The 22,684-nt window shown below is 60.0% G+C and carries 22 protein-coding genes; 6 read left to right on the forward strand and 16 right to left on the reverse strand.

Translation table 11 applies throughout. The features are described 5' to 3' along the window. Nucleotides 1-209: 209 nt before the first annotated feature. Both ACCC96_RS11660 and ACCC96_RS11665 read right to left on the reverse strand, forming a co-directional pair. Entirely contained in the window at nucleotides 210-1,073 is an 864-nt protein-coding gene (locus ACCC96_RS11660; RefSeq protein ID WP_018928662.1) for a LysR family transcriptional regulator, read from the reverse strand. Nucleotides 1,074-1,089: 16 nt separating this feature from the next. Then, nucleotides 1,090-3,396, reverse strand: coding sequence for a heavy metal translocating P-type ATPase (locus ACCC96_RS11665; protein ID WP_413695877.1), 2,307 nt, complete (start codon nucleotides 3,394-3,396; stop codon nucleotides 1,090-1,092). 84 nt (nucleotides 3,397-3,480) lie between these two features. Here ACCC96_RS11665 and cadR point away from each other — a divergent pair, with 84 nt between their 5' ends. Beyond that, nucleotides 3,481-3,930 (forward strand): Cd(II)/Pb(II)-responsive transcriptional regulator, encoded by a 450-nt coding sequence (gene cadR, locus ACCC96_RS11670; RefSeq protein ID WP_413695878.1) that lies wholly within the window; start codon nucleotides 3,481-3,483, stop codon nucleotides 3,928-3,930. A gap of 114 nt (nucleotides 3,931-4,044) precedes the next feature. On the opposite strand, the gene ACCC96_RS11675 is transcribed toward cadR, so the two are convergent. The 3 genes from ACCC96_RS11675 to ACCC96_RS11685 form a co-directional block, all read right to left on the reverse strand. Continuing rightward, nucleotides 4,045-5,016: a thymidylate synthase gene (locus ACCC96_RS11675; RefSeq protein ID WP_413695879.1), complete on the reverse strand. Its 972-nt coding sequence runs from the start codon at nucleotides 5,014-5,016 to the stop codon at nucleotides 4,045-4,047. 64 nt (nucleotides 5,017-5,080) lie between these two features. Beyond that, nucleotides 5,081-5,890 carry a prolipoprotein diacylglyceryl transferase gene (gene lgt / locus ACCC96_RS11680; RefSeq protein ID WP_019580577.1) on the reverse strand — a complete coding sequence of 270 codons (810 nt, stop codon included), beginning with the start codon at nucleotides 5,888-5,890 and terminating at the stop codon, nucleotides 5,081-5,083. An 83-nt stretch (nucleotides 5,891-5,973) separates the two neighbouring features. After that, a complete protein-coding gene (locus ACCC96_RS11685) occupies nucleotides 5,974-6,756 on the reverse strand; it encodes a sulfite exporter TauE/SafE family protein (protein ID WP_413695880.1) in 783 nt (260 codons plus the stop codon). A 134-nt stretch (nucleotides 6,757-6,890) separates the two neighbouring features. On the opposite strand from ACCC96_RS11685, the gene ACCC96_RS11690 reads away from it, so the two are divergent. Beyond that, nucleotides 6,891-7,637, forward strand: coding sequence for an NRDE family protein (locus tag ACCC96_RS11690; protein ID WP_413695881.1), 747 nt, complete (start codon nucleotides 6,891-6,893; stop codon nucleotides 7,635-7,637). Nucleotides 7,638-7,813: 176 nt separating this feature from the next. Here the strand turns inward: ACCC96_RS11690 and ptsP are convergent, their stop codons facing one another. Both ptsP and ACCC96_RS11700 read right to left on the reverse strand, forming a co-directional pair. Next, on the reverse strand, nucleotides 7,814-10,093 hold the full coding sequence (gene ptsP / locus ACCC96_RS11695; protein WP_018928656.1) for a phosphoenolpyruvate--protein phosphotransferase: 2,280 nt from the start codon (nucleotides 10,091-10,093) through the stop codon (nucleotides 7,814-7,816). 22 nt (nucleotides 10,094-10,115) lie between these two features. Continuing rightward, on the reverse strand, nucleotides 10,116-10,595 hold the full coding sequence (locus tag ACCC96_RS11700) for an RNA pyrophosphohydrolase (protein WP_007897732.1): 480 nt from the start codon (nucleotides 10,593-10,595) through the stop codon (nucleotides 10,116-10,118). 143 nt (nucleotides 10,596-10,738) lie between these two features. Here ACCC96_RS11700 and ACCC96_RS11705 point away from each other — a divergent pair, with 143 nt between their 5' ends. Further along, on the forward strand, nucleotides 10,739-11,395 hold the full coding sequence (locus tag ACCC96_RS11705) for an HAD family hydrolase (protein ID WP_018928655.1): 657 nt from the start codon (nucleotides 10,739-10,741) through the stop codon (nucleotides 11,393-11,395). 101 nt (nucleotides 11,396-11,496) lie between these two features. Here the strand turns inward: ACCC96_RS11705 and ACCC96_RS11710 are convergent, their stop codons facing one another. Both ACCC96_RS11710 and ilvA read right to left on the reverse strand, forming a co-directional pair. Further along, nucleotides 11,497-11,925 (reverse strand): DUF2269 domain-containing protein, encoded by a 429-nt coding sequence (locus ACCC96_RS11710; protein ID WP_413695882.1) that lies wholly within the window; start codon nucleotides 11,923-11,925, stop codon nucleotides 11,497-11,499. Between the two features lie 39 nt (nucleotides 11,926-11,964). Then, nucleotides 11,965-13,479 carry a threonine ammonia-lyase, biosynthetic gene (gene ilvA, locus ACCC96_RS11715; protein ID WP_018928653.1) on the reverse strand — a complete coding sequence of 505 codons (1,515 nt, stop codon included), beginning with the start codon at nucleotides 13,477-13,479 and terminating at the stop codon, nucleotides 11,965-11,967. A 331-nt stretch (nucleotides 13,480-13,810) separates the two neighbouring features. On the opposite strand from ilvA, the gene rpiA reads away from it, so the two are divergent. Then, complete coding sequence (rpiA, locus tag ACCC96_RS11720) at nucleotides 13,811-14,482, forward strand: ribose-5-phosphate isomerase RpiA (RefSeq protein ID WP_018928652.1); 672 nt, start codon at nucleotides 13,811-13,813, stop codon at nucleotides 14,480-14,482. Nucleotides 14,483-14,544: 62 nt separating this feature from the next. On the opposite strand, the gene ACCC96_RS11725 is transcribed toward rpiA, so the two are convergent. From ACCC96_RS11725 to ACCC96_RS11740, 4 genes are all read right to left on the reverse strand, one after another. Continuing rightward, nucleotides 14,545-15,450, reverse strand: a complete 906-nt coding sequence (locus ACCC96_RS11725) for an SdiA-regulated domain-containing protein (RefSeq protein ID WP_413695883.1) — start codon at nucleotides 15,448-15,450, stop codon at nucleotides 14,545-14,547. 87 nt (nucleotides 15,451-15,537) lie between these two features. Next, nucleotides 15,538-16,473 (reverse strand): SdiA-regulated domain-containing protein, encoded by a 936-nt coding sequence (locus ACCC96_RS11730; RefSeq protein ID WP_019650188.1) that lies wholly within the window; start codon nucleotides 16,471-16,473, stop codon nucleotides 15,538-15,540. Between the two features lie 181 nt (nucleotides 16,474-16,654). Then, nucleotides 16,655-17,320: a fumarylacetoacetate hydrolase family protein gene (locus ACCC96_RS11735; protein WP_413695884.1), complete on the reverse strand. Its 666-nt coding sequence runs from the start codon at nucleotides 17,318-17,320 to the stop codon at nucleotides 16,655-16,657. Nucleotides 17,321-17,358: 38 nt separating this feature from the next. After that, complete coding sequence (locus ACCC96_RS11740; RefSeq protein ID WP_019650186.1) at nucleotides 17,359-18,753, reverse strand: FAD-binding oxidoreductase; 1,395 nt, start codon at nucleotides 18,751-18,753, stop codon at nucleotides 17,359-17,361. 204 nt (nucleotides 18,754-18,957) lie between these two features. Here ACCC96_RS11740 and serA point away from each other — a divergent pair, with 204 nt between their 5' ends. Beyond that, a complete protein-coding gene (serA, locus tag ACCC96_RS11745; protein ID WP_018928647.1) occupies nucleotides 18,958-20,187 on the forward strand; it encodes a phosphoglycerate dehydrogenase in 1,230 nt (409 codons plus the stop codon). Between the two features lie 91 nt (nucleotides 20,188-20,278). On the opposite strand, the gene ACCC96_RS11750 is transcribed toward serA, so the two are convergent. Further along, nucleotides 20,279-20,704, reverse strand: a complete 426-nt coding sequence (locus ACCC96_RS11750; RefSeq protein WP_413695885.1) for a DUF4399 domain-containing protein — start codon at nucleotides 20,702-20,704, stop codon at nucleotides 20,279-20,281. A 135-nt stretch (nucleotides 20,705-20,839) separates the two neighbouring features. On the opposite strand from ACCC96_RS11750, the gene ACCC96_RS11755 reads away from it, so the two are divergent. Next, a complete protein-coding gene (locus tag ACCC96_RS11755) occupies nucleotides 20,840-21,427 on the forward strand; it encodes a transporter substrate-binding domain-containing protein (protein WP_019650184.1) in 588 nt (195 codons plus the stop codon). Between the two features lie 30 nt (nucleotides 21,428-21,457). Here the strand turns inward: ACCC96_RS11755 and ACCC96_RS11760 are convergent, their stop codons facing one another. After that, entirely contained in the window at nucleotides 21,458-21,943 is a 486-nt protein-coding gene (locus ACCC96_RS11760) for a DUF523 domain-containing protein (RefSeq protein ID WP_019650183.1), read from the reverse strand. A gap of 2 nt (nucleotides 21,944-21,945) precedes the next feature. Further along, nucleotides 21,946-22,578, reverse strand: a complete 633-nt coding sequence (locus ACCC96_RS11765; protein WP_413695886.1) for a 2OG-Fe(II) oxygenase — start codon at nucleotides 22,576-22,578, stop codon at nucleotides 21,946-21,948. Between the last annotated feature and the right edge of the window lie 106 nt (nucleotides 22,579-22,684).

Consider the following 22,684-nt stretch of genomic DNA (forward strand, 5'->3'; position numbering starts at 1 on the left):
AGATGAGGGCCATCCTAGGTTTGCAATGCGTCTGTCATGTGGCAACGAGGCAAAAACGGCCGATAGTGGTATTCGGGGATTTTAGTTGGATGGAACGAACAGTGAATAACCTGTGGCGAGGGAGCTTGCTCCCGCTGGACTGCGAAGCGGCCCCAGAAAATGGGCCTGCTGCGCAGTCCAGCGGGAGCAAGCTCCCTCGCCACAGGGATCTACGCCGGGGCCATTTCCTGCGCCAACCCGAGAAACGCCGCCGGCAGCCGGGCGCCTTTTCGTTCCTTGAGGCAGTACAGGTATTCGGGAATCTGCGGCGCATTTTCGAGGGTCAACACCCGCAATTGCGGATCGTGCGGCACTTCCTGCCGGGCGATGATGCTGATGCCGATGTTGCGCAGCACCGCTTCACGAATCGACTCGCGACTACCAATCTCCAGCAACGGCCCGAAACTCACTCCTGCGCTGGCCAGCAACTCTTCGGTCAAGCGCCGAGTGGTCGAGCCCGACTCGCGCATCAACAAGGTATGCCCCGCCAGCGCACTGAGCGGTACATGATCATGCACCGCCAGCGGATGATTGCGATGCACCGCCAACACCAGCGGATCGCTGCCGAGCACCCGGCGAATCAACCGCGCATCGTCGAGCAACTGCGAGGACGCGGCAACATCGACCCGGTAATCCTCCAGCGCTTCGAGCACCTGCTGGGAGTTGCCGATTTCCACCGACACCTCCACCTGCGGCAAGCGCTCGCGAAAGGTCTTCACCAGATCGAGGATGTAATACGGCGCCGTGGCGGCGATGCGCAACGTGCCCTGGACCTGACCACTGTTACGCAGGAAGAACTCGATATCGGCTTCCTGCTGCAACAGTGCCTTGACCATCGGCAACAGCCGCGCGCCTTCGTCGCTGACGCTGAGGCGGCGGCCGCCACGGTAGAACAGCTCAACCGAATACTGGCTTTCCAGATGCCGAATCTGGGTCGTCACCGTCGGTTGGCTCAGGCCGAGCTTTTTCGCCGCCAGGGTAATGCTGCCCAGCCGGGCCACCATGTAAAACGCCTTCAGCTCGGCACTCAGCACACCCGTCCCTCATCGTCTATTTGCGCAACAGGCGCAAACCGTTGAACACCACCAACAGGCTCACGCCCATGTCGGCGAACACCGCCATCCACATGGTGGCGATCCCGGCGAAGGTTACCCCAAGAAAGATCGCTTTGATGACCAATGCCAGGGCAATGTTCTGTTTGAGGATGTTAGAGGTCTGCCGCGACAGGCTGATGAAGGCAGGGATCTTGCGCAGATCATCGTCCATCAGGGCGACATCGGCGGTTTCGATGGCGGTATCGGTACCGGCCGCTGCCATGGCGAAACCGATCTCGGCCCGCGCCAGCGCCGGGGCGTCGTTGATGCCGTCGCCGACCATTCCCACGCGATAACCCTGGGCATACAGCGTTTCGATGGCTTGCAGCTTCTCGGTCGGCAACAGATCGCCCTGCGCCTGATCAATGCCCACATGGGCGGCGATGACCTGGGCGGTGTGAACGTTGTCGCCGGTCAGCATCAGGGTTTTGACGCCCAGCTCATGCAATTGCTGGATCGCTTCGCGGCTGGACGCTTTCACGGTGTCTGCCACGGCGAACAGCGCCAGGGGACCTGACTTGTCGAGCAACAGCACCACCGACTTGCCCTGTTTCTCCAGCGCAAACAGTTTTTCTTCCAGCGCTGGAGAACACAGGCCCAGATCTTCCACCAGTCGATGGTTGCCCAGGTGATAGAGCTCACCATTGATCTCACCGCGTACTCCACGCCCCGCCAAGGCTTCGAAGTTATCCACAGTCAGCGGCGCGCGCTGGTTATCCACAACTGCCGCGTTGGCGATGGCCAGCGACACCGGGTGATCCGAGCGACCGGCCAGTGCCGCCGCAATGGCAGGGGCTGTTTGATCGGCGGTCAGGTCGAGGGACAAATAGTCGGTCTGCACCGGTTTGCCATGCGTGAGGGTGCCGGTCTTGTCGAGGGCCAGGTAATCGAGTTTGTAGCCGTGCTCCAGGTAGACGCCGCCCTTGACCAGAATCCCTTTGCGCGCCGCTGCCGCGAGGCCGCTGACGATGGTCACCGGAGTGGAAATCACCAAAGCGCATGGGCAAGCGACCACCAGCAACACCAGCGCCCGGTAGATCCAGTCGAACCACAGCGCGTCCATGAACAGCGGCGGGATCACCGCCACGGCGAGGGCCAGGATGAACACTGCCGGTGTGTAGATTTTCGAGAAGCTGTCGACGAAACGCTGGGTCGGCGCCCGCGCCCCTTGGGCCTGTTCGACGGCATGAATGATCCGCGCCAGGGTCGAATTGTTCGCTGCGGCAGTCACCACATATTCCAGCGAACCGGACTGGTTGATGGTGCCGGCGAACACCTTGTCGCCAACGGTTTTCTCTACCGGCAGGCTCTCGCCGGTAATCGGTGCCTGATCGATGGTCGAGCTGCCGGACACCACTTCGCCATCCAGACCGATCCGCTCGCCGGGACGCACTCGCACCCGCGCACCCAGCTCGATGTTTTTCACCGGTTGTGCGACCCAACGGCCGTCGGCCTGCAGCACCGTGGCTTGTTCCGGGGTCATCTGCATCAGCCCACCGATGGCGTTGCGCGCCCGGTCCAGAGACCTGGCTTCGATCAGCTCGGCCACGGTGAACAGGAACATCACCATCGCCGCTTCCGGCCATTGGCCGATCAGGACCGCACCGGTCACCGCGATGCTCATCAGCGCGTTGATGTTCAGGTTGAGGTTTTTCAGGGCGATCCAGCCCTTTTTATAGGTACCCAGGCCACCGCTAAGGATCGAGATCAGCGCAATCACCGCCACCACCCAATTGGGCGCAGCGTTAGTGAAGTGGATAACTTCAGCCGTCAACGCACCAACGCCGGACAGCGCCAATGGCCACCAAGGTTTTTTCTCTGTCACAGGTATTGGCGCTTCGACGCCTTGTTCCAGTGGCTCGGCGTGCATGCCGAGGGATTTGATCGCGTCGATGATCGGCGCGGTGCCCGGCAGGTCATGGGTTACGCCCAACACCCGGTTGATCAGGTTGAACTCCAGTTGCTGCACACCCGCAAGCTTGCCGAGTTTGTTCTGGATCAGCGTCTGCTCGGTCGGGCAGTCCATGGCCTCGATGCGGAAGCTGCTCTGCCGCGCGCCGGCGGTCGGTGTCTCGCTCAACTTGATCAGCGATGGCGCCGCTTTGGAGGAACAGCAGGAATCGCCGTGACCGCCATGATCATGGCTACCATGGCCATGCTGGGGCGCAGGCTGCAGCTTGTGGCTGTGATCGTGATCGTGATCGTGATCGTGATCGTGATCGTGATCAGCCTCGGGTTTGTGGGTGTGAAGAGAATCGCTCATTGGTCGCGTCCATGAAGGTGCCTGTTGCCAAGTAAAGACCCTGTAGCCACTATAGGGTCAAGCACCCTTTTGGAGATTGACGCGATGAAAATAGGAGAACTGGCGAAACTCACCGACTGCGCCGTGGAAACCATCCGCTACTACGAGCGCGAAAACCTGCTGCCGGAACCGGCCCGCAGCGACGGCAATTACCGCGTCTACACCCAGGCCCACGCCGAGCGCCTGACCTTCATCCGCAACTGCCGCACCCTCGACATGACCCTGGAGGAAATCCGTAGCCTGCTGGCCCTGCGCGACAGCCCGCAGGATCAATGCGAAAACGTCAACGCGTTGATCGACGAACATATCCACCATGTGAAGGCACGAATCGACGGCTTGCTGGCCTTGCAGACACAACTGCTCGACCTGCGCCAACGTTGTGGTGAAGGGCCGGAGATTGATCAGTGCGGGATTTTGCAGCGGCTGGAGGTGAGTGGCGGGGTTGTGGCGACGGAGGTTGAGCATTCCCATGTTGGCCGCAGTCACGGCCACTAAAAACACCACACCCCCCGTAGGAGCTGCCGAAGGCTGCGATCTTTTGATCCTTAAAGATCAAGATCAAAAGATCGCAGCCTTCGGCAGCTCCCACAGGGGAATCGGCGTGACGCTTTAGACCGCCATCGGCGCGGTCATCGGCGCGTGATGCTCGTAGCCTTCGAGCGAGAAATCACTCGGTTCGATCAGCTCCAGCCATTCCGGCTGGTACATGCCGGTCTTGGCAAACTCTGGCACACGGTCGGATATCTTCAGCTTCGGCATGGCGAACGGCTCGCGCTTGAGCTGTTCGTTGAGCATGTCCAGGTGGTTTTCGTAGACGTGGGCATCACCGATGAAATAGGTGAACCAGCGCGGCGTGTAACCGGTCAGGCGACCGATCAGGCTCAGCAGCGCGGCGCCTTCGGTGAGGTTGAACGGCGTGCCCAGGCCCAAGTCGTTGGAGCGGATGTAGAGGGTCAGGGAGATTTCCCTGGTCTCGACATTCGGGTGGAACTGGTACAGCAAGTGGCACGGCGGCAGGGCCATCTCATCGAGCTGCGCAACGTTCCAGCCGTGGAACAGAATGCGACGGCTGCCCGGGTCCTTGATGATGGTGTCGACGCACTGGCGGATCTGGTCGATCGCCTTGTACAGCACCACATACGCCTGGCCGTCTTCTTCGCCTTCGGCGATCTGCCGATAACCCTGGCTCAGGGTCTGCTCGATGGCGGCCTGGTTGCTGACCGGGATCTGCTTGTACGCCGGCCATTTGCGCCATTGCACGCCGTAGATCTCGCCGAGGTCGTCTTCGCCCTGACGGAACGGGTTGGCCAGCCACTGGGCGTTTTCGTTGGCGTTCTGGTCCCAGACCTTGCAACCCAGTGCACGGAATTCAGCGGCGTTGTTCACCCCGCGCAGAAAACCGCACATCTCGCCGATGGCCGACTTGAACGCCATCTTGCGGGTGGTGATCGCCGGGAAACCTTCCTGCAAATCGAAGCGCAGCATCGCACCCGGAAAGCTGATGGTGTTCACGCCGGTGCGGTTGGCCTGTTTGGTGCCGTTCTTAATGACATGGGCGACCAGTTCGAGATATTGCTTCATGAATTACCTGTGTCCTTGAACCCGGAGCCGTCGCCCCGGGGTTCGAATTTTTTGCGCCGGCTTCTTATGCAGCTGCGGGGGCCGCCGGGGCGCGTCGATAAGCCAGCCAGATCAGGAATAGACCGCCGACGATCATCGGTACGCACAGCACCTGGCCCATGGTCAGCCAGTTCCAGGCCAGATAGCCCAGCTGCGCATCCGGTACGCGAACGAATTCGACGATGAACCGGAAGATGCCGTAGAACAGCGCGAACATCCCGGACACCGCCATGGTCGGCCGTGGCTTGCGCGAGAACAGCCAGAGGATCAGGAACAGCGCCACACCTTCCAGCGCAAACTGGTACAGCTGCGACGGATGACGCGGCAACTGCGCCGGGTCGCTGAACGGCGGGAAGATCATCGCCCACGGCACGTCGGTCGGCTTGCCCCACAACTCGGCGTTGATGAAGTTACCGATGCGCCCGGCACCCAGACCGATCGGCACCATCGGCGCGACGAAGTCCATCAGCTGGAAGAACGACTTGTTGTTCTTTTTACCAAACCACAACGCTGCGAGCATCACACCGATGAAGCCACCGTGGAACGACATGCCGCCCTTCCACACCTCGAAGATCAACATCGGGTTGGCCAGGTAAGCGCTCAGATCATAAAACAGCACATAACCCAGGCGGCCGCCGACGATGACGCCCATCGACATCCAGAACACCATGTCGGAGAGTTTCTCCTTGGTCCAGGTCGGGTCGAAGCGGTTCAGCCGACGGGACGCCAGCAGCCACGCGCCGCCGATGCCGACCAGGTACATCAGGCCGTACCAGTGGATTTTCAGCGGACCGATGGCCAGGGCCACCGGGTCGATCTGCGGGTAAGGCAGCATTGCGACTCCTCGTTAGAGTTGAAACCTTTAAAATTCCCGGGCGACGCTGTCACGCCAGGATTAAGCCAGGATTGCGTTACGCCTCAGAGCAAGAAGCTCAAACCGACGCAAAACAGCAAAGCGGCAAACAGTCTTTTCAGCAAACGCGCCGACAGCCTGTGAGCCAATCGCGCACCGAGACGGGCGAAGACCATGCTGGTCAGAGCGATCCCCAGCAGCGCCGGCAAATAAACAAAACCGAGACTATGGGCCGGCAGCAGTGGATCGTGCCAGCCCAGAATCATGAAACTTAATGCACTTGCCAAAGCGATGGGCAGGCCACAGGCCGACGACGTGGCCACCGCTTGCTGCATCGGCACGCTGCGCCAAGTGAGGAATGGCACGGTCAACGAACCGCCGCCAATCCCGAAAATCGCCGAGGCCCAGCCAATCACACTGCCGGCCACGGTCAGGCCGACTTTACCAGGCACCGCTCGGCTGGCCTTGGGTTTGAAGTCCAAAGCGAGTTGAACCGCGATGATCAACGCGAATACGCCGATGATCTTCTGCAGATTCGGCCCGGAGATCGCTTCGGCGGTCAGCGCGCCGAAACCGGCACCGATCAGAATGCCGAGGGTCATCCAGGCAAAAATCGGCCAACGCACGGCGCCACGGCGATGATGCTCGCGAACCGCATTGACCGACGTAAAAATGATCGTCGCCAGGGAAGTGCCGACTGCAAGATGCGTCAGGATCGACGCATCAAATCCCTGCAAGGTGAAGCTGAACACCAGCACCGGGACGATGATAATCCCGCCGCCTACCCCAAACAGCCCGGCCAGCACGCCCGCACAGGCGCCCAGCGCCAGATAGAGCAGAAATTCCATGGCCACATCCCCAAGCATCCCGAAACAGGAGCGGCATGGTAACGGATGCATGGCCTCGGGCTCCACTGCGGATGGCGATGGATCGATGAGCGATGTCTGCGTAGAGTGAGCAAAAAACACACAAGGACCACCTTATGTGCCTGATTGTCTTTGCCTGGCGGCCGGGTCATGCCCAACCGCTGATCGTGGCGGCCAACCGCGACGAATTCTATGCCCGGCCCAGCCTGCCTTTGGCGCAATGGCCGCAAGCTGCGCACGTGTACGCCGGTCGTGACCTTGAGGCCGGCGGTACGTGGCTCGGTGTCGGCGCCCATGGGCGCTTCGCCGCGCTGACCAACATCCGCGATCCACTTCAGCCGCCGGCCGCCAGGTCTCGAGGCGAACTGGTGGCGCAATTTCTTATCGGCGACATGCCGATTGAAGACTATTTAAACGACGTTGTCCGACGCTCGCCTGAATATGCCGGGTTTAACCTGCTAATCGGCAATGCCAACGAGTTGTGGCACTTCAATGCCCGGAAGACCGAGGCGGTCAGGCTCAAGCCTGGGGTTTATGGGCTATCGAACGCGGGGCTGGATACACCGTGGCCAAAAGTGCTCAAAGCCAAGGCAGCACTGAGCGAAGTACTGGACGATCCACAGCCGCAGGCGCTATTGGCCTTGCTCAGCGATCCGCAGACGGCGCCGCTTGCCGAGCTGCCGGACACTGGCGTGGGGCAAGCCACCGAGACGTTGTTGTCGAGCGTGTTTATCAAGAGCCAAGCTTATGGGACGCGGGCGAGCACGGCGTTGATTGTTCAGGCAAATGGGATGCGGCATATGGTCGAGCGGAGTTTCGGGCCGTATGGGGGGCATTTGGGGGAGGTAGAGATCAGGATTTGAAGTCGGGCGATTAATTGTGGCGAGGGAGCTTGTCGGATCGCCGCACCGTCCCGCTGGAGCGCGAAGCGCTCCCGATCCGGCCGATGCGTTCTTTCATAAAGATCGCATCGGCTGAATCACGACTGCTTCGCAGCCGAACGGGAGCAAGCTCCCTCGCCACAAGGGCCGCCGCGGACCTAGAGGGTCTTGACCGAAGCCGGATTGATCATCCGCGCCAACCCAAGGTTCTTCAGCGCCAGTTGCAGTGAGCTGTGGATAACTTGCGGGTTGTCGATGGTCATCAGCTCCGCCAGCAGCTCCTTGGCCTTACTCAGGTTGATCTGACGCAGCATCCACTTCACTTTCGGCAAGTTGGTGGCGTTCATCGACAGGCTGTCGAAGCCCATTGCCATCAACAGCACCGCCGCCGCCGGGTCACCGGCCATTTCGCCGCAGATACTCACCGGTTTGCCTTCGGCATGCGCATCGCGCACCACGCTCTGCAGGGCTTGCAGCACCGCCGGGTGCAGGTAGTCGTAGAGGTCGGCCACCCGTGGGTTGTTTCGGTCCACGGCCAACAGGTACTGGGTCAGGTCGTTGGAGCCGACCGACAGGAAGTCCACTTGCCGCGCCAGTTCCTTGGTCTGGTACACCGCCGCCGGAATCTCGATCATCACGCCAACCGGCGGCATCGGCACGTCGGTGCCTTCGTCGCGGACTTCGCCCCAGGCCCGGTGGATCAGGTGCAAGGCTTCTTCCAGTTCATGGGTGCCGGAAATCATCGGCAACAGAATGCGTAGGTTGTTCAGGCCTTCGCTGGCCTTGAGCATTGCGCGGGTCTGCACCAGGAAGATTTCCGGGTGGTCGAGGGTCACGCGAATGCCGCGCCAGCCGAGGAACGGGTTGTCTTCCTTGATCGGAAAGTACGACAGCGCCTTGTCACCGCCAATGTCCAGGCTGCGCATGGTCACTGGTTGCGGATGGAACGCGGCGAGTTGCTCGCGATAGATCGCCAGTTGTTCCTTTTCACTCGGGAAACGCTGGTTGATCATGAACGGCACTTCGGTCCGGTACAGACCCACGCCCTCGGCACCGCGCTTCTGCGCCCGCGCCACGTCCGCCAGCAGGCCGGTGTTGACCCACAGCGGCATGCGGTGGCCATCGACCGTTACGCACGGCAGGTCGCGCAATGCATCCAGCCCGAGGGCCAGTTGTTTCTCTTCCTCGACCACGTCGGCGAACTGCTTGCGCAGCACGTCACTCGGGTTGGTGTAGACCTCGCCGTGGTAGCCGTCGACGATCATCTGGATGCCGTCGACCTTGGAGTACGGCAGGTCGACCAGGCCCATCACCGTCGGAATACCCATGGCGCGCGCCAGGATCGCCACGTGGGAGTTGCCGGAACCAAGTACCGACACCAGGCCCACCAGCTTGCCTTCCGGCACCTCGCCGAGCATCGCCGGCGTCAGTTCTTCGCTGACCAGAATGGTGTTGTCGGGGTAGACCAGCGTCTGCTGCCGCTCTTCCTGCAAGTAGGCGAGCAAACGGCGACCGAGGTCTTTGACGTCCGAGGCGCGCTCACGCAGGTAGGCGTCGTCCATTAGTTCGAAACGGTTGACGTGATCGGTAACCACCTGACGCAATGCGCCCTGGGCCCACTGACCGGTCTTGATCACGGTGGTGACTTCGCTGCCGAGCGAGGCATCATCGAGCATCATCAGGTAGACGTCGAACAGCGCCCGCTCTTCAGGCCGCAGCTGGGTCGCCAGCTTGGCGGACAAGGCACGCATGTCGGCGCGCACGCCTTCGATGGCCGTCTTGAACAACCCAAGTTCTGCATCGATGTCGGTGATGGTCTTGTCCGGCACCACATCCAGATCGGCCGGTGGCAGCATGACGACCGCGGTGCCTACCGCCGCGCCCGGCGAACCCGGTACGCCGACGAACTTTGCTTCCTGAATGCCTTTGCCCTGACGGCCCAGGCCACGGATCGAACCGGTGGCCTCGGCGTGGGCGATAACGCCGGCGAGCTGCGCGCTCATGGTCACGAGGAAGGCTTCTTCACCCTCATCGAACTGGCGGCGTTCCTTTTGTTGAATGACCAACACGCCGACGACGCGGCGGTGGTGAATGATCGGCGCCCCGAGGAACGACGCGTAGCGTTCTTCACCGGTCTCGGCGAAGTAACGGTAGCGCGGGTGATCCGCGGCGTTTTCGAGGTTCAGGGGTTCTTCACGCGTGCCGACCAGGCCGACCAGACCTTCGTTGGGTGCCATGCTGACTTTGCCGATCGAGCGCTTGTTCAAGCCCTCGGTGGCCATCAGCACGAAGCGGTTGGTCTCTGGATCAAGCAGGTAGACCGAGCAGACCTGGCTGCCCATGGCCTCTTTGACGCGCAACACAATAATCCCCAACGCCGCCTTGAGATCCTTGGCGGAGTTAACTTCCTGGACGATCTTGCGCAGCGTATTGAGCATGGCTCGGGGTCGAACTCCGTCGTCAGTCGCGCGCTAAAAGGCGCGGGGCAAGCTCTTTGAGAGCGCGTCGATACACTTCGCGCTTGAATGTCACCACCTGGCCCAACGGATACCAATAGCTGACCCAGCGCCAGCCATCGAACTCCGGTTTACCGGTCAAATCCATCCGCACCCGCTGCTCGTTGGAGATCAGGCGCAGGAGAAACCATTTCTGTTTCTGGCCGATGCACAGCGGTTGGCTGTGCGTTCTGACCAGACGTTGCGGCAAACGATAACGCAACCAGCCCCGGGTGCAGGCGAGAATTTCAACATCTTCGCGCTCCAGGCCCACTTCTTCGTTCAACTCGCGGTACAAGGCGTCTTCCGGCGTCTCCTGGGGGTTGATCCCGCCCTGTGGAAACTGCCAGGCATCTTGATTGATTCGGCGAGCCCATAGCACCTGGCCAGCATCATTCGTCAGAATGATCCCGACATTGGGGCGGAAACCATCGGGGTCGATCACGGCAACAACCTCGCAAACGCATGTCGCCGCATTGTTCCACAAAGGTTGTGAAAGCAGCAACGAGCCGACCTACCTTATGTGCACTCTTGTGAAAAGTCCGTATTCTGGAGACCTTTCTACAGACTTTTCAGCGAGTAACTGCAATGCGGCTGGCTTTATTCGACTTGGACAACACGCTTCTGGGCGGCGACAGTGACCACGCCTGGGGCGATTATCTGTGCGAACGCGGTTTCCTCGACGCCGTCGCCTACAAGGCACGCAACGACGAGTTCTATCAGGACTACCTGGCCGGCAAGCTGGATCAGGCCGCCTACCTGAACTTCTGCCTGGAAGTCCTTGGTCGCACCGAAATGGCGACACTGGATCAATGGCACCTGGATTACATGCGCGACTGCATCGAACCGCTCGTGCTGCCCAAAGGCCTCGAACTGCTGGCCCAACACCGTGAGGCCGGCGACAAGCTGGTCATCATCACCGCCACCAACCGCTTTGTGACCGGGCCGATCGCCACGCGTTTAGGCGTTGAAACCCTGATCGCCACCGAATGCGAAATGATCGACGGCCGCTACAGCGGGCGCAGCACCGATATCCCGTGCTTCCGTGAAGGCAAGGTGACCCGGTTGAATCGTTGGCTGGAAGAAACCGGCCACAGCCTGGAAGACAGTTATTTCTACAGCGACTCGATGAACGACTTGGCGTTGCTGGAGCAAGTGACGAATCCGATCGCGGTCGATCCGGACCCTAACTTGCGGGCCGAGGCCGAGAAACGTGGCTGGCCGGTAATTTCGTTGCGCGATTGAACATCAAAAGATCGCAGCCTTCGGCAGCTCCTACAGGTGTACGCCAAACTCTGGAGCTGCCGAAGGCTGCGATCTTTTCGGGGCATCCCTGGTTTCAAGCCTTAAACCGGCTTGGCCCCCATCAACCCCGCAATGGCGATCAAGCAGACAAAACTGAACAACGCCAACGCCAACGTAAACTTCCCATTGCCCGCCGAAGGCGCCTTGCGCAGCCGATTGAGCCGCACCAGCAGCCAGAACCAGCCCAGCACCGCCACGGTGTACAGCACACTGGACGCCAGCAACCAGGTCTGCCCCAACGGCCAGCCCACCAGATGCACCATCCACCAGCCGGTGAACGGCATGCTCAACAGCGCCAGGCCCATCAACAGCCAGATGAACACCTGCGGTCGCTGCAAGGTACGCGCAGGCGCCGTCGTATCACCGTTACGACGAGTGCGCCAGACCCAGATTGCCAGCCCCAGTGCGCTGATCAACAGCAGCACCGTCGCCACGCCATGCGCGACTTTGAGGGCGATTAACGTTTCCATTGTTCGATTTCCTTATAGGCTGCCCATCAGCGTAGCCGCTCAGCCAAGAAACAGCTGATAGGCCGGGTTGTCGCTTTCGTCCCAGTACGGGTAGCCGATTTCTTCCAGCGCCGCCGGTACCAGATGACGCTCGTCGTGGGGCACTTGCAGGCCCGCGACCACACGGCCATCCGCCGCGCCGTGGTTGCGGTAGTGGAACATCGAAATATTCCAGCGCCCACCGAGCTTGTTGAGGAAGTTGAACAACGCACCCGGACGCTCCGGGAACTCGAAGCGCAGCACCACCTCATCGACCACCTGGGCGGCACGCCCGCCAACCATGTGGCGAATGTGCAACTTGGCCAGTTCGTTATCGGTCAGGTCGAGCACCGGGAAACCCTGCTCGGTCAGGCTGGCGAGCAGCGCACTGCGCGGGTCGTTTTCCGGATGGGTCTGCACGCCGACAAAAATGTGCGCTTCGCTGCCGGTGTTGTAGCGGTAGTTGAATTCGGTGATCTGGCGCTTGCCGATGGCTTCGCAGAACGCCTTGAAACTGCCCGGTTTCTCGGGGATGGTCACGGCGATGATGGCTTCGCGGCCCTCGCCCAGTTCGGCACGCTCGGCGACGTGTCGCAGGCGGTCGAAATTGACGTTGGCGCCGGAATCAATGGCCACGAAGGTGTGGCCGGTGACGCCACGTTGCTCGACGTACTTCTTGATCCCGGCGACGCCCAAGGCGCCGGCAGGTTCAGTGATCGAGCGGGTATCGTCGTAGATATCCTTGATCGCCGCACAGATTTCATCGGTGCTGACGGTGATCACTTCATCAACGTAGTCTTTGCAGATATCGAAGGTGTGCTGGCCGATCTGCGCCACCGCGACGCCATCGGCAAACAGGCCCACGGTCGGCAACACCACGCGCTCGCCGGCCGCCATGGCGGCTTGCAGGCAGTTGGAATCATCCGGTTCGACACCGATGATCTTGATGTCCGGACGCAGGTATTTCACGTACGCCGCAATCCCGGCGATCAATCCGCCGCCGCCCACCGGAACGAAGATCGCATCCAGGCGCCCCGGGTGCTGGCGCAGAATCTCCATGGCCACCGTGCCCTGCCCGGCAATGGTGTGGGGATCGTCGTAGGGGTGAATGTAGACGTAGCCTTTTTCGTCGACCAGTTTCAGCGAGTAGGCCAGGGCTTCCGGGAACGAATCGCCGTGCAGTACCACTTTGCCGCCGCGCGAACGCACGCCTTCGACCTTGATCTCCGGGGTGGTCTTGGGCATCACGATGGTCGCTTTCACGCCCAGCACTTTGGCTGCCAGGGCCAGGCCTTGCGCATGGTTGCCCGCCGAAGCGGTGACCACGCCACGCGCTCGCTCTTCATCGCTCAGTTGCGTCAGCTTGTTGTAAGCGCCGCGAATCTTGAACGAGAACACCGGCTGCAAGTCTTCACGCTTGAGCCAAATCTCGTTGCCCAGCCGCTCGGAGAGCTGGCGAGCAGTCTGCAATGGGGTTTCTACGGCAACGTCATAAACGCGCGAGGTGAGGATCTTTTTGACGTACTGTTCGAGCATCGGAAAGCATCACTGAACGGGTTGGGCAGGGCCAAGGAGTCTAACCCGGCTTTTGGGCGTGCGACCACACTAAACAGGTGGTTTTAGCCATTGTGGCGAGGGAGCTTGCTCCCGCTGGAGTGCGAAGCGCTCCCCAAAACAAGCGACCCGTTTCTTCAAACACATTGCATTGGCAGGCTTTACGACTGCTGCGCAGCCGAGCGGGAGCAAGCTCCCTCGCCACAGACAAGCCCCCCCCTCGTCTCCATTCGACACACTGGCAATGACCTTCCACATCGCGAGGCCTATAATGCCGGCCTTTCGTCCCCCTCTTCGGCACCTCGGAGCCCGCATGACCCAGGATCAACTCAAACAGGCAGTGGCTCAGGCCGCCGTCGACTTCATCCTCCCGAAACTCGATGACAAGAGCATCGTCGGGGTCGGCACCGGCTCTACCGCCAATTGCTTCATCGACGCCCTGGCCAAGCACAAAGGCGCATTTGACGGCGCAGTGGCCAGTTCCGAAGCCACCGCCGCGCGCCTCAAGGGCCATGGCATTCCGGTGTATGAGCTCAATACCGTCAGCGATCTGGAGTTCTACGTCGACGGCGCCGATGAAAGCGACGAGCACCTGCACCTGATCAAAGGCGGCGGTGCAGCCCTGACCCGCGAGAAGATCGTGGCGGCCGTGGCCAAGACCTTCATCTGCATCGCCGACGCCAGCAAGCTGGTGCCGGTGCTCGGTGCGTTCCCATTGCCGGTGGAAGTGATCCCGATGGCTCGCAGCCACGTGGCCCGCGAACTGGTGAAGCTGGGCGGCGACCCGGTTTACCGTGAAGGCGTGCTGACCGATAACGGCAACATCATCCTTGACGTGCACAACATGCAGATCACCAACCCGGTGGAGCTGGAAGCACAGATCAACGCCATCGTCGGCGTGGTCACCAACGGTTTGTTCGCGGCCCGCCCGGCGGACTTGCTGCTGCTGGGCACGAGCGAAGGCGTGAAAACCCTCAAGGCCTGATGCCACACCCATTTGTAGGAGCGAAGCTTGCTCGCTCCTACAATTTAGTTTTGGGATGTTGGTCAGGGTTGCGACGGTTTTTTGAAGACATAGAACAGGTTCGGCTCGCTGACGAGGTACAGGGTGCCGTCGTCATCCATGGCAATGCCTTCTGGCTTGTGCAATCCCTGACGACCCTTACTCAGTGACAGGGTGCTCAGCGGTCGCCCGTCCACATCCAGCTCGAGAATCAACCGCGACTCATCGGACAGCGCCAGCAAATGGCCGCTGCGCTCGTTGTACTGCAGGCTCGACAGGTCTCGCACGAACATTCCGGCATCGCGCTTGGGATTGTTCACCACATGCACTGCGTAGAATTTCTCCGGGTTGTAATGGGGAAAGCCCTGCACTTCGTAGATCAGCATCGGGTCGCGCTCCTTGGCGACGAACAAGCGCTTGCCCACCGAGTCATAGGCCAACCCTTCAAAACCCTTGTTGCCACTCATGTGCACGCCGAGGGTCATCTGCTCGGCGTCCGCGGCATCGAGGAACGTCGTGCCCTTGCGCAGATGAATCTTGATCAGCCGTTGCTCGCGCTCATCGGTGATCACGTAAGTGTCGGCGCTGATGAACTCCACTGCCTCCGGGTCGCCGAACCCGACCAGCGCCACACGCCGCAGGATTTTGCCTTCCAGGGACAACTCGATCAGCTCGGCGTTTTTGTGAGAGACCGTGAACAGACTTTTGCGCACGGGATCGAAGGTCAGCGCTGAAACATCGTCGTCCAGACCGTCAATGACTCGCGCCTCGATCGCCACCTGATACTGGTCCAGGCCAATGGATTGGGCATTCATCGGCTGCCATAGCGCCTGCACATTGAACCAGCTGCGCTCGAACAGGCGCTGGTACTGACCGACAGCAATCAGCACGATCAGCGCAATGACCGACAGGATCAGCATCAGGGGTTTGGGGCGGACAAGTCGACGCATTCAGGCAAACTCGGAAACAGGACGGGCGGATGAAACACCACGGCTGCCTGAATTAAAACCCTAATGGCCCGCGACCTTCTACCGCAACTACCGAACCTGTTGCTTTTCGAAGCGGTAGAACAGGTTCGGCTCGCTCACCATGTACAGCGTGCCTGCTTCGTCCATGGTGACGCCTTCGGCACGGGGAATGGTTTTCTTCAGACCATTGAACCCTCCGAGCAAGGTCATGAAACTGACTTGCTCACCCTTCTCGTCCAGTTCCAGCAACAAGTGAGAGTCGGCGGACAGCACCAGGGTGTGGCCGGTGCGCGGATCGATGGCCAGGGCCGACAGGTTACGGACATCCAGTGCGTCGCTGGAAAGTTTTTGCTTGTCACCCTTGAGGATCTGGCTGCCATCGCTTTTCCAGCTGAACAGCGCTGGTGGACGCTCTTCACCCAGCAGCAGTTGCTGGCGACGGGCATCCCAGACGACGGCTTCGAAGCCTTTATTCTGGTTTTTCGAGGGACCAAGATCGTATTTCGGGAAATTGGCGATGTTCAGCTCGCGCGTATCGGCATCGACCTTGACGATCGAGAGCAGGTGTTGGCGCTCATCGGTAATCGCCAGCAAACCATTGCCCATTACCGTCACCCCTTCCGGGTTGCTCCAACCCACCAGCGGCATTTTGCGCAACACGTCGCCCTGCAACGTCAGCTCGACCAGGAACGGGTTCTTGCCCATCACGGAGAACAGGGTTTTGGTCTGCGGGTCGTAAGACACGTCCGACGCTTCGTCCTTCTCCATGCCCGGCAGCAGTTTGGCGTCGATCACCGCCCGATAGTCCGGTAGCCAAACACTCTCTTTGCGTTCGGCAGGGCTTTCGAAGCGTTCCTTCACCCAGAGCACACCGCGATCATCCCAATGCATCGCAAACGCAAGGCCATAAGCAGCGACCGCCACCAGTAAAAGCCAGGAATACCAACGCATGACAAAGCGCGAGCGGCGGGCAGTTTTCAGCTTGGGCAGCGATTCGATGGCCATTCAGGGATGCGTTCCAGAAATTCAGGCTATGGGTAATAGCACATTGGGACAGGCTCAGATGCCATAAGCCCCGGAATTATCCAGACAAAATGTGAAAAAAACGGGAAATGGCCGGATTGCCCTGTGTGGGCAGTCAAGATCAAAAGATCGCAGCCTGCGGCAGGCTGCGATCTTTTGCTTTTTAGAGAACGCTACTGGTAAAGCGGCTGACACCCGGCAATTCGAGCACCAGTTCGTCACCGACATTCAGCGGGCCAACGCCCACCGGCGTGCCAGTGAGGATCACGTCACCGGCCTGCAGCGAGAAGCAGCCGGCCATGTACTGGATCATCGGCACGATCGGATTGAGCATGTCCTTGCTGTTGCCATCCTGACGGACTTCGTCATTGATGGTCAGGCGGATGCCTATGTCGGTCAGATCAGCAAACGTGCTGCCGGCCACGAATGGCGCAATCACCGCCGCACCGTCGAAGCACTTGGCGATTTCCCACGGCAGGCCCTTGGCTTTAAGCTCGGCCTGCTTGTCGCGCAGGGTCAGGTCCAGGGCCGGGGCGAAGCCGGAGATGGCATCCAGCACTTCTTCGCGGCTCGGCTTGGTCGACAATGGCTTGCCGATCAGCACCGCTATTTCTGCTTCGTAATGCACCGAACCGCGCTCGGTCGGAATGCTGAAGCTGCCTTCCAGTGGCACCACGCAGCTGCCGGGCTTGATGAACAGCAGTGGTTCGGTGGGCACCGGGTTGTCCAGTTCCTTGGCGTGTTCGGCGTAGTTACGGCCGATGCACACCACTTTCCCCAGCGGGAAATGAATACGCGTTCCGTCGACATACTGGTGCTGATAGCTCATTGACCGACTCCTGCTTCGTGCTCTTAAAGTTCGAAGAATCAAACAGCGAAAATCTTGCCCGGGTTCATGATGCCATTCGGGTCGAACACCGCTTTGACGGCTTTCATGTACTCGATCTCAACCGGTGAGCGGCTGTAGGTCAAGTAATCACGCTTGGTCATGCCCACGCCATGTTCGGCGGAAATCGAACCGTTGTACTTCTCGACGGTTTCGAACACCCACTTGTTGACGGTGGCGCATTTGGCGAAGAACTCGTCCTTGCTCAGGTTATCCGGCTTGAGGATGTTCAAGTGCAGGTTGCCGTCGCCGATGTGGCCGAACCAGACAATTTCGAAGTCTGGGTAGTGTTCGCCGACGATCGCGTCGATTTCCTTCAGGAACGCTGGGACTTTCGACACAGTGACCGAAATGTCGTTTTTGTACGGCGTCCAGTGGGAAATGGTTTCGGAGATGTACTCGCGCAGCTTCCAGAGGTTCTGCAACTGGGTATCGCTCTGGCTCATCACGCCGTCCAGCACCCAGCCCTGCTCGACGCAGTGCTCGAAGGTTTCCAGGGCGTGGTTGGCCACATCGACGGTGGTCGCTTCGAATTCCAGCAGCGCATAAAACGGGCAGTCGGATTCGAACGGCGCCGGCACATCGCCGCGCGCCATGACCTTGGCCAGGGCTTTGTCGGAGAAGAATTCGAACGCTGTCAGGTCAAGTTTGCCCTGGAACGCGTGCAATACCGGCATGATCGAATCGAAATCGGCAGTGCCGAGGACCATCGCGGTGAGGTTTTTCGGCGCACGGTCCAGACGCATGGTGGCTTCGACGACAAAGCCCAGCGTGCCTTCGGCGCCGATGAACAGCTGACGCAGGTCGTAGCCGGTGGCGTTCTTGATCAGGTCTTTGTTCAGCTCCAGCAGATCGCCCTTGCCGGTGACGACTTTCATGCCGGCCACCCAGTTGCGGGTCATGCCGTAGCGAATCACCTTGATCCCGCCGGCATTGGTGCCGATATTGCCGCCAATCTGGCTGGAACCTGCCGAAGCGAAGTCCACCGGATAGTACAAACCGTGCTCTTCAGCCTTGTTCTGTAATTGTTCGGTAACCACGCCCGGCTGACAAACGGCCGTGCGATCGGTCAGGTTCACATCGAGGATCTGGTTCATGTAGTCGAAGGACACGACCACTTCGCCATTGGCCGCCACTGCTGCGGCAGAAAGCCCGGTACGACCGCCGGATGGCACCAGCGCAACCCTGTGTTCATTGGCCCAACGGACAATGGCCTGGACCTGCTCAATAGTCTTGGGAAACACAATGGCCGTCGGGGCCGGGGCGAAATGTTTGGTCCAATCCTTGCCGTAAGCGTTCAGGGAGTCGGCGTCGGTCAGGACCTTGCCAGGCTCAACCAGGGTCTTCAGCTCATCAATCAGCGCAGGATTGGTCATCGACAGAACTCTCGAACAATTCATGGTCATCCTGAGTACGCTTCACGTCGCAGAATGAGTGTTAGCAGGTCGCATATGCTAGCATACCGACCCCGCAGGATAGTGCCCAAAGGCTGTTCTGCGGCGACGGCTTTCCTGCCGTCCGGGTCAGCTCTGGCTGCTCCCTTCCCTGCCATTTTTTCTCCGGGACACAGGTTTACGCAGATGAGCAAGACTTCTCTCGATAAGAGCAAGATCAAGTTCCTTCTTCTCGAAGGCGTCCACCAATCGGCTGTCGACGTCCTCAAGGCGGCGGGCTACACCAGCATCGAGTACCTCACAGGTTCTCTGCCGGACGCCCAGCTGAAGGAAAAGATCGCTGATGCTCACTTCATCGGCATTCGCTCCCGCACTCAATTGACCGAAGAGATCTTCGATCACGCGAAGAAACTGGTGGCTGTCGGCTGTTTCTGCATCGGTACCAACCAGGTCGACCTCAACGCGGCTCGCGAACGCGGTATCGCAGTATTCAACGCGCCGTACTCCAACACTCGCTCCGTTGCGGAACTGGTGCTGGCCGAGGCGATCCTGTTGCTGCGCGGCATCCCTGAGAAGAACGCTTCCTGCCACCGTGGCGGCTGGATCAAAAGCGCAGCCAACTCCTTCGAAATCCGTGGCAAAAAGCTGGGTATCGTCGGTTACGGCTCGATCGGTACTCAACTGTCGGTCCTGGCTGAAGGTCTGGGCATGCAGGTTTACTTCTACGACACCGTGACCAAGCTGCCACTGGGCAACGCCACCCAGGTCGGCAACCTGCACGAGCTGTTGGGCATGTCCGACATCGTCACCCTGCACGTTCCGGAAACCGCTGCCACCCAGTGGATGATCGGCGAGAAGGAAATCCGCGCCATCAAGAAGGGCGGCATCCTGATCAATGCCGCGCGCGGCACCGTGGTCGAATTGGACGCCCTGGCGGACGCGATCAAGGACAAGCACCTGATCGGCGCGGCCATCGACGTATTCCCGGTGGAGCCACGCTCCAACGAAGAAGAGTTCGAAAGCCCGCTGCGTGGCCTGGACAACGTGATCCTGACCCCGCACATCGGTGGTTCTACCGCTGAAGCACAGGCCAACATCGGTCTGGAAGTAGCAGAAAAACTGGTCAAGTACAGCGACAACGGTACGTCGGTATCGTCCGTGAACTTCCCGGAAGTGGCCCTGCCGGCTCACCCTGGCAAGCACCGTCTGCTGCACATCCACGAGAACATTCCGGGTGTGATGAGCGAGATCAACAAGGTCTTCGCCGAAAACGGCATCAACATTTCCGGTCAGTTCCTGCAGACCAACGAGAAAGTCGGCTACGTCGTGATCGACGTCGATGCCGATTACTCGGAAATGGCGCAAGAGAAGCTGCAGCACATCAACGGCACCATTCGTTGCCGCGTGCTGTTCTGATCGCGACTTGAGCGACAAAAAAGGGAGCTCCTCGGAGCTCCCTTTTTCATAGCGGCTTTTTCATGGCCGCTTTTTCATGGCTGCGGAAAAGTTACTTCACCGTCACGGTGATTTTCTTCGACACGATCGGCGGATCGAACGGCATGTGACCGCTGTCGCCCAGTTCGAGCTGCAAGGTGTGCTTACCCGGAGCCAGTTTGATTTCAGCGTGAGTCTGAGCTTTGCCGAAGTGCATATGATTGGCATCGTTTGGAATCGGAGCACCGGCGGCTGGTAGTTTGTCGACATCGATCAGCAAATGGTGATGGCCAGTATTTTTGGTGACATCGCCTGCTGGTGCCAGCGCGATTTCCTTGACGCCGAAATTCACGGTAAAGGTTTGCGCGACCGTGGCTCCGTCCTCAGGAGATACGATGAACACTTCTGCCCCCTTCGGAGCCGGGGTGGCGGCACTGGCCAGCACCGAAACACCCATCAGCACACCAGCCAATGCTGCTCGTGACATAAAGCTTTTCATTCTCTTCTCCAGTTTTTCCGTAAAATTCGCTCAGCCGTGAACAACTTAACGGCCATTCGTTGTCGAAGGCACTCATAACCATAGCAAAGCGAGCCTGAACAGCGCGTCGCGATAAATGAATTCAAAGGAGTGACCATGCGCTTTTTGCCTGGCCTGATCTGCCTGCTACCCCTTTTGAGCCCTTTGGCTCATGCCGAACTGATTGACGATGTAAACGACCGCGGCGAATTGCGCATTGCCCTTGAGGCTAATACACCGCCCTTCAATTTCAAGGACGACGGCAAATTGACTGGGTTCGAGGTCGAGCTGGGTCAATTGCTGGCCAATGAGCTGGATGTACGGGCCGACTTCGTCGTCACCGATTCCGACGACCTGTTGACCGGCGTCGAAAGCGGCAAATACGACGTTGCCATCAATCACATAGCACTGACCCCGGACCTGAAGGATCGTTTCGACTTCAGCGAACCTTACATTCACACCAACGCGCAATTGATCGCGCAGAAAGAAGAGCAACCGCGATCAATCCTGTTGGTGCAGTCGCTGACCGAGGAAAAGCCGAAAGCCGCCCCGGCGGTGAGCCTGGCGATTCCGTTTCAGAAGGGTAACCCGGCGTTCCATGCCAGCCTGGAAAACGCCTTGCAGCGAATCAAGGCCGATGGCCGGCTGGAGGCGCTGGAGCAGAAGTGGTTTGGGGCGGATGCGGGTGTGGCGCCGAAACCTTGATTTCGGGCGAATGAGTCACCCTGTGGGCCGTTACTTCAGGGTTGCCAGGGCCTGTGCGGCTTGCGGCAACTCCAGCTCGCTGAAGACTTGCACGCCATGGCGCTTGAGCAGCGCGGCGGTCACGCCCTCACCGCTGACCTTCACGCCACTGAATGTCCCGTCATAGGTCAGCAGATTCCCGCAAGACGGGCTGTTGGCCTTGAGCACGGCAACCCGGATGCCGTGCTGTTGCACCAGTTCCAGCGCCTGCCAAGCACCCGAAAGAAACTCGGCACTGACGTCCTCGCCCTCGGTGGTGATGACCGATGCAAGGCCATCAAGCACCTCACCGCCCTGCCCGCCGGGAATTTCCGCTGCAGCCCTGGGTGTCGGCAACCCGCCGGCGACTTCCGGGCACAACGGTACCACCCGGCCTTCGGCAATCCACTGCTCCAGCAGATCGAACGGCCCGCTGGCCCCGCCGTCGTAACGGACGCGGTGACCGAGTAAGCAGCGGCTTACCAGAATTTTTTGCATGATTAGAACGGCTCGTTACCACGACGGCGGAACCAGCCTGTCAACGACAGACGTTCCCGGGTTGCGGGCAGGACTTCGTGGGGAACGTCGCCCGACAGAAACACCACCAGGCATCCGCCGGTGGGCACCACATCGTGTTCGACGCCTTTGTCCAGATACATGCGCAACTGACCACCATGCTCGGGCAGCCAGGCGTCATTGAGGTAGATCACCGCCGAGACCATGCGCCGGTCGTCGTCTCGGAAACGGTCGACATGCTTGAGGTAGAAAGCACCGGGCGGGTACAGGGCGAAATGGCTTTCGAAATCTTCCAGGCCCAGGAACAAACCGCGATTCATTGCTTCACGCAGGCTGTCCATCAACCCCAGGTAGCTGTCGCAGGCCTCGGCCTGGCCGGGTTCGAGCCACTGGATATGGTCGCCGCGAATGCCCTCGCGAATCTCCGAAAACGCCCCGCGCCCCACGGCGGCCGGGGCGAGCTCACCCTCGGCGGCACGTTGGCGACACTCGGCCGCCAGCGCCCGGGTCAGGTCCAGGGGCAGGAAAATATTCTGCTGCGACCAGCCGTGTTCGGCCAGGTCGTCGACGATACGTAACAGCAGTGGGTGATCAGAGGGTATGTGCATGGCGCGCATAGTATTCCTGTGCCCGCAAATCCGACAGAGCCACGCAGCGGAGGATTGGTCGGATAAGGTACTCAACCTGATACGAATTCTCGACAAGTACGAATGCCGCACGGAG

It is taken from the genome of Pseudomonas sp. Pseusp11 (genome assembly GCF_047304405.1).
Lineage (GTDB): Bacteria > Pseudomonadota > Gammaproteobacteria > Pseudomonadales > Pseudomonadaceae > Aquipseudomonas.

Coding starts and splice junctions, on each gene's coding strand:
- ACCC96_RS11665 (WP_413695877.1), bottom strand. CDS start 3,396: ATGAGCGATTCTCTTCACACCCACAAACCCGAGGCTGATCACGATCAC.
- cadR (WP_413695878.1), top strand. CDS start 3,481: ATGAAAATAGGAGAACTGGCGAAACTCACCGACTGCGCCGTGGAAACC.
- ACCC96_RS11675 (WP_413695879.1), bottom strand. CDS start 5,016: ATGAAGCAATATCTCGAACTGGTCGCCCATGTCATTAAGAACGGCACC.
- lgt (WP_019580577.1), bottom strand. CDS start 5,890: ATGCTGCCTTACCCGCAGATCGACCCGGTGGCCCTGGCCATCGGTCCG.
- ACCC96_RS11685 (WP_413695880.1), bottom strand. CDS start 6,756: ATGGAATTTCTGCTCTATCTGGCGCTGGGCGCCTGTGCGGGCGTGCTG.
- ACCC96_RS11690 (WP_413695881.1), top strand. CDS start 6,891: ATGTGCCTGATTGTCTTTGCCTGGCGGCCGGGTCATGCCCAACCGCTG.
- ptsP (WP_018928656.1), bottom strand. CDS start 10,093: ATGCTCAATACGCTGCGCAAGATCGTCCAGGAAGTTAACTCCGCCAAG.
- ACCC96_RS11705 (WP_018928655.1), top strand. CDS start 10,739: ATGCGGCTGGCTTTATTCGACTTGGACAACACGCTTCTGGGCGGCGAC.
- ACCC96_RS11710 (WP_413695882.1), bottom strand. CDS start 11,925: ATGGAAACGTTAATCGCCCTCAAAGTCGCGCATGGCGTGGCGACGGTG.
- ilvA (WP_018928653.1), bottom strand. CDS start 13,479: ATGCTCGAACAGTACGTCAAAAAGATCCTCACCTCGCGCGTTTATGAC.
- rpiA (WP_018928652.1), top strand. CDS start 13,811: ATGACCCAGGATCAACTCAAACAGGCAGTGGCTCAGGCCGCCGTCGAC.
- ACCC96_RS11725 (WP_413695883.1), bottom strand. CDS start 15,450: ATGCGTCGACTTGTCCGCCCCAAACCCCTGATGCTGATCCTGTCGGTC.
- ACCC96_RS11730 (WP_019650188.1), bottom strand. CDS start 16,473: ATGGCCATCGAATCGCTGCCCAAGCTGAAAACTGCCCGCCGCTCGCGC.
- ACCC96_RS11735 (WP_413695884.1), bottom strand. CDS start 17,320: ATGAGCTATCAGCACCAGTATGTCGACGGAACGCGTATTCATTTCCCG.
- ACCC96_RS11740 (WP_019650186.1), bottom strand. CDS start 18,753: ATGACCAATCCTGCGCTGATTGATGAGCTGAAGACCCTGGTTGAGCCT.
- serA (WP_018928647.1), top strand. CDS start 18,958: ATGAGCAAGACTTCTCTCGATAAGAGCAAGATCAAGTTCCTTCTTCTC.
- ACCC96_RS11750 (WP_413695885.1), bottom strand. CDS start 20,704: ATGAAAAGCTTTATGTCACGAGCAGCATTGGCTGGTGTGCTGATGGGT.
- ACCC96_RS11755 (WP_019650184.1), top strand. CDS start 20,840: ATGCGCTTTTTGCCTGGCCTGATCTGCCTGCTACCCCTTTTGAGCCCT.
- ACCC96_RS11760 (WP_019650183.1), bottom strand. CDS start 21,943: ATGCAAAAAATTCTGGTAAGCCGCTGCTTACTCGGTCACCGCGTCCGT.
- ACCC96_RS11765 (WP_413695886.1), bottom strand. CDS start 22,578: ATGCGCGCCATGCACATACCCTCTGATCACCCACTGCTGTTACGTATC.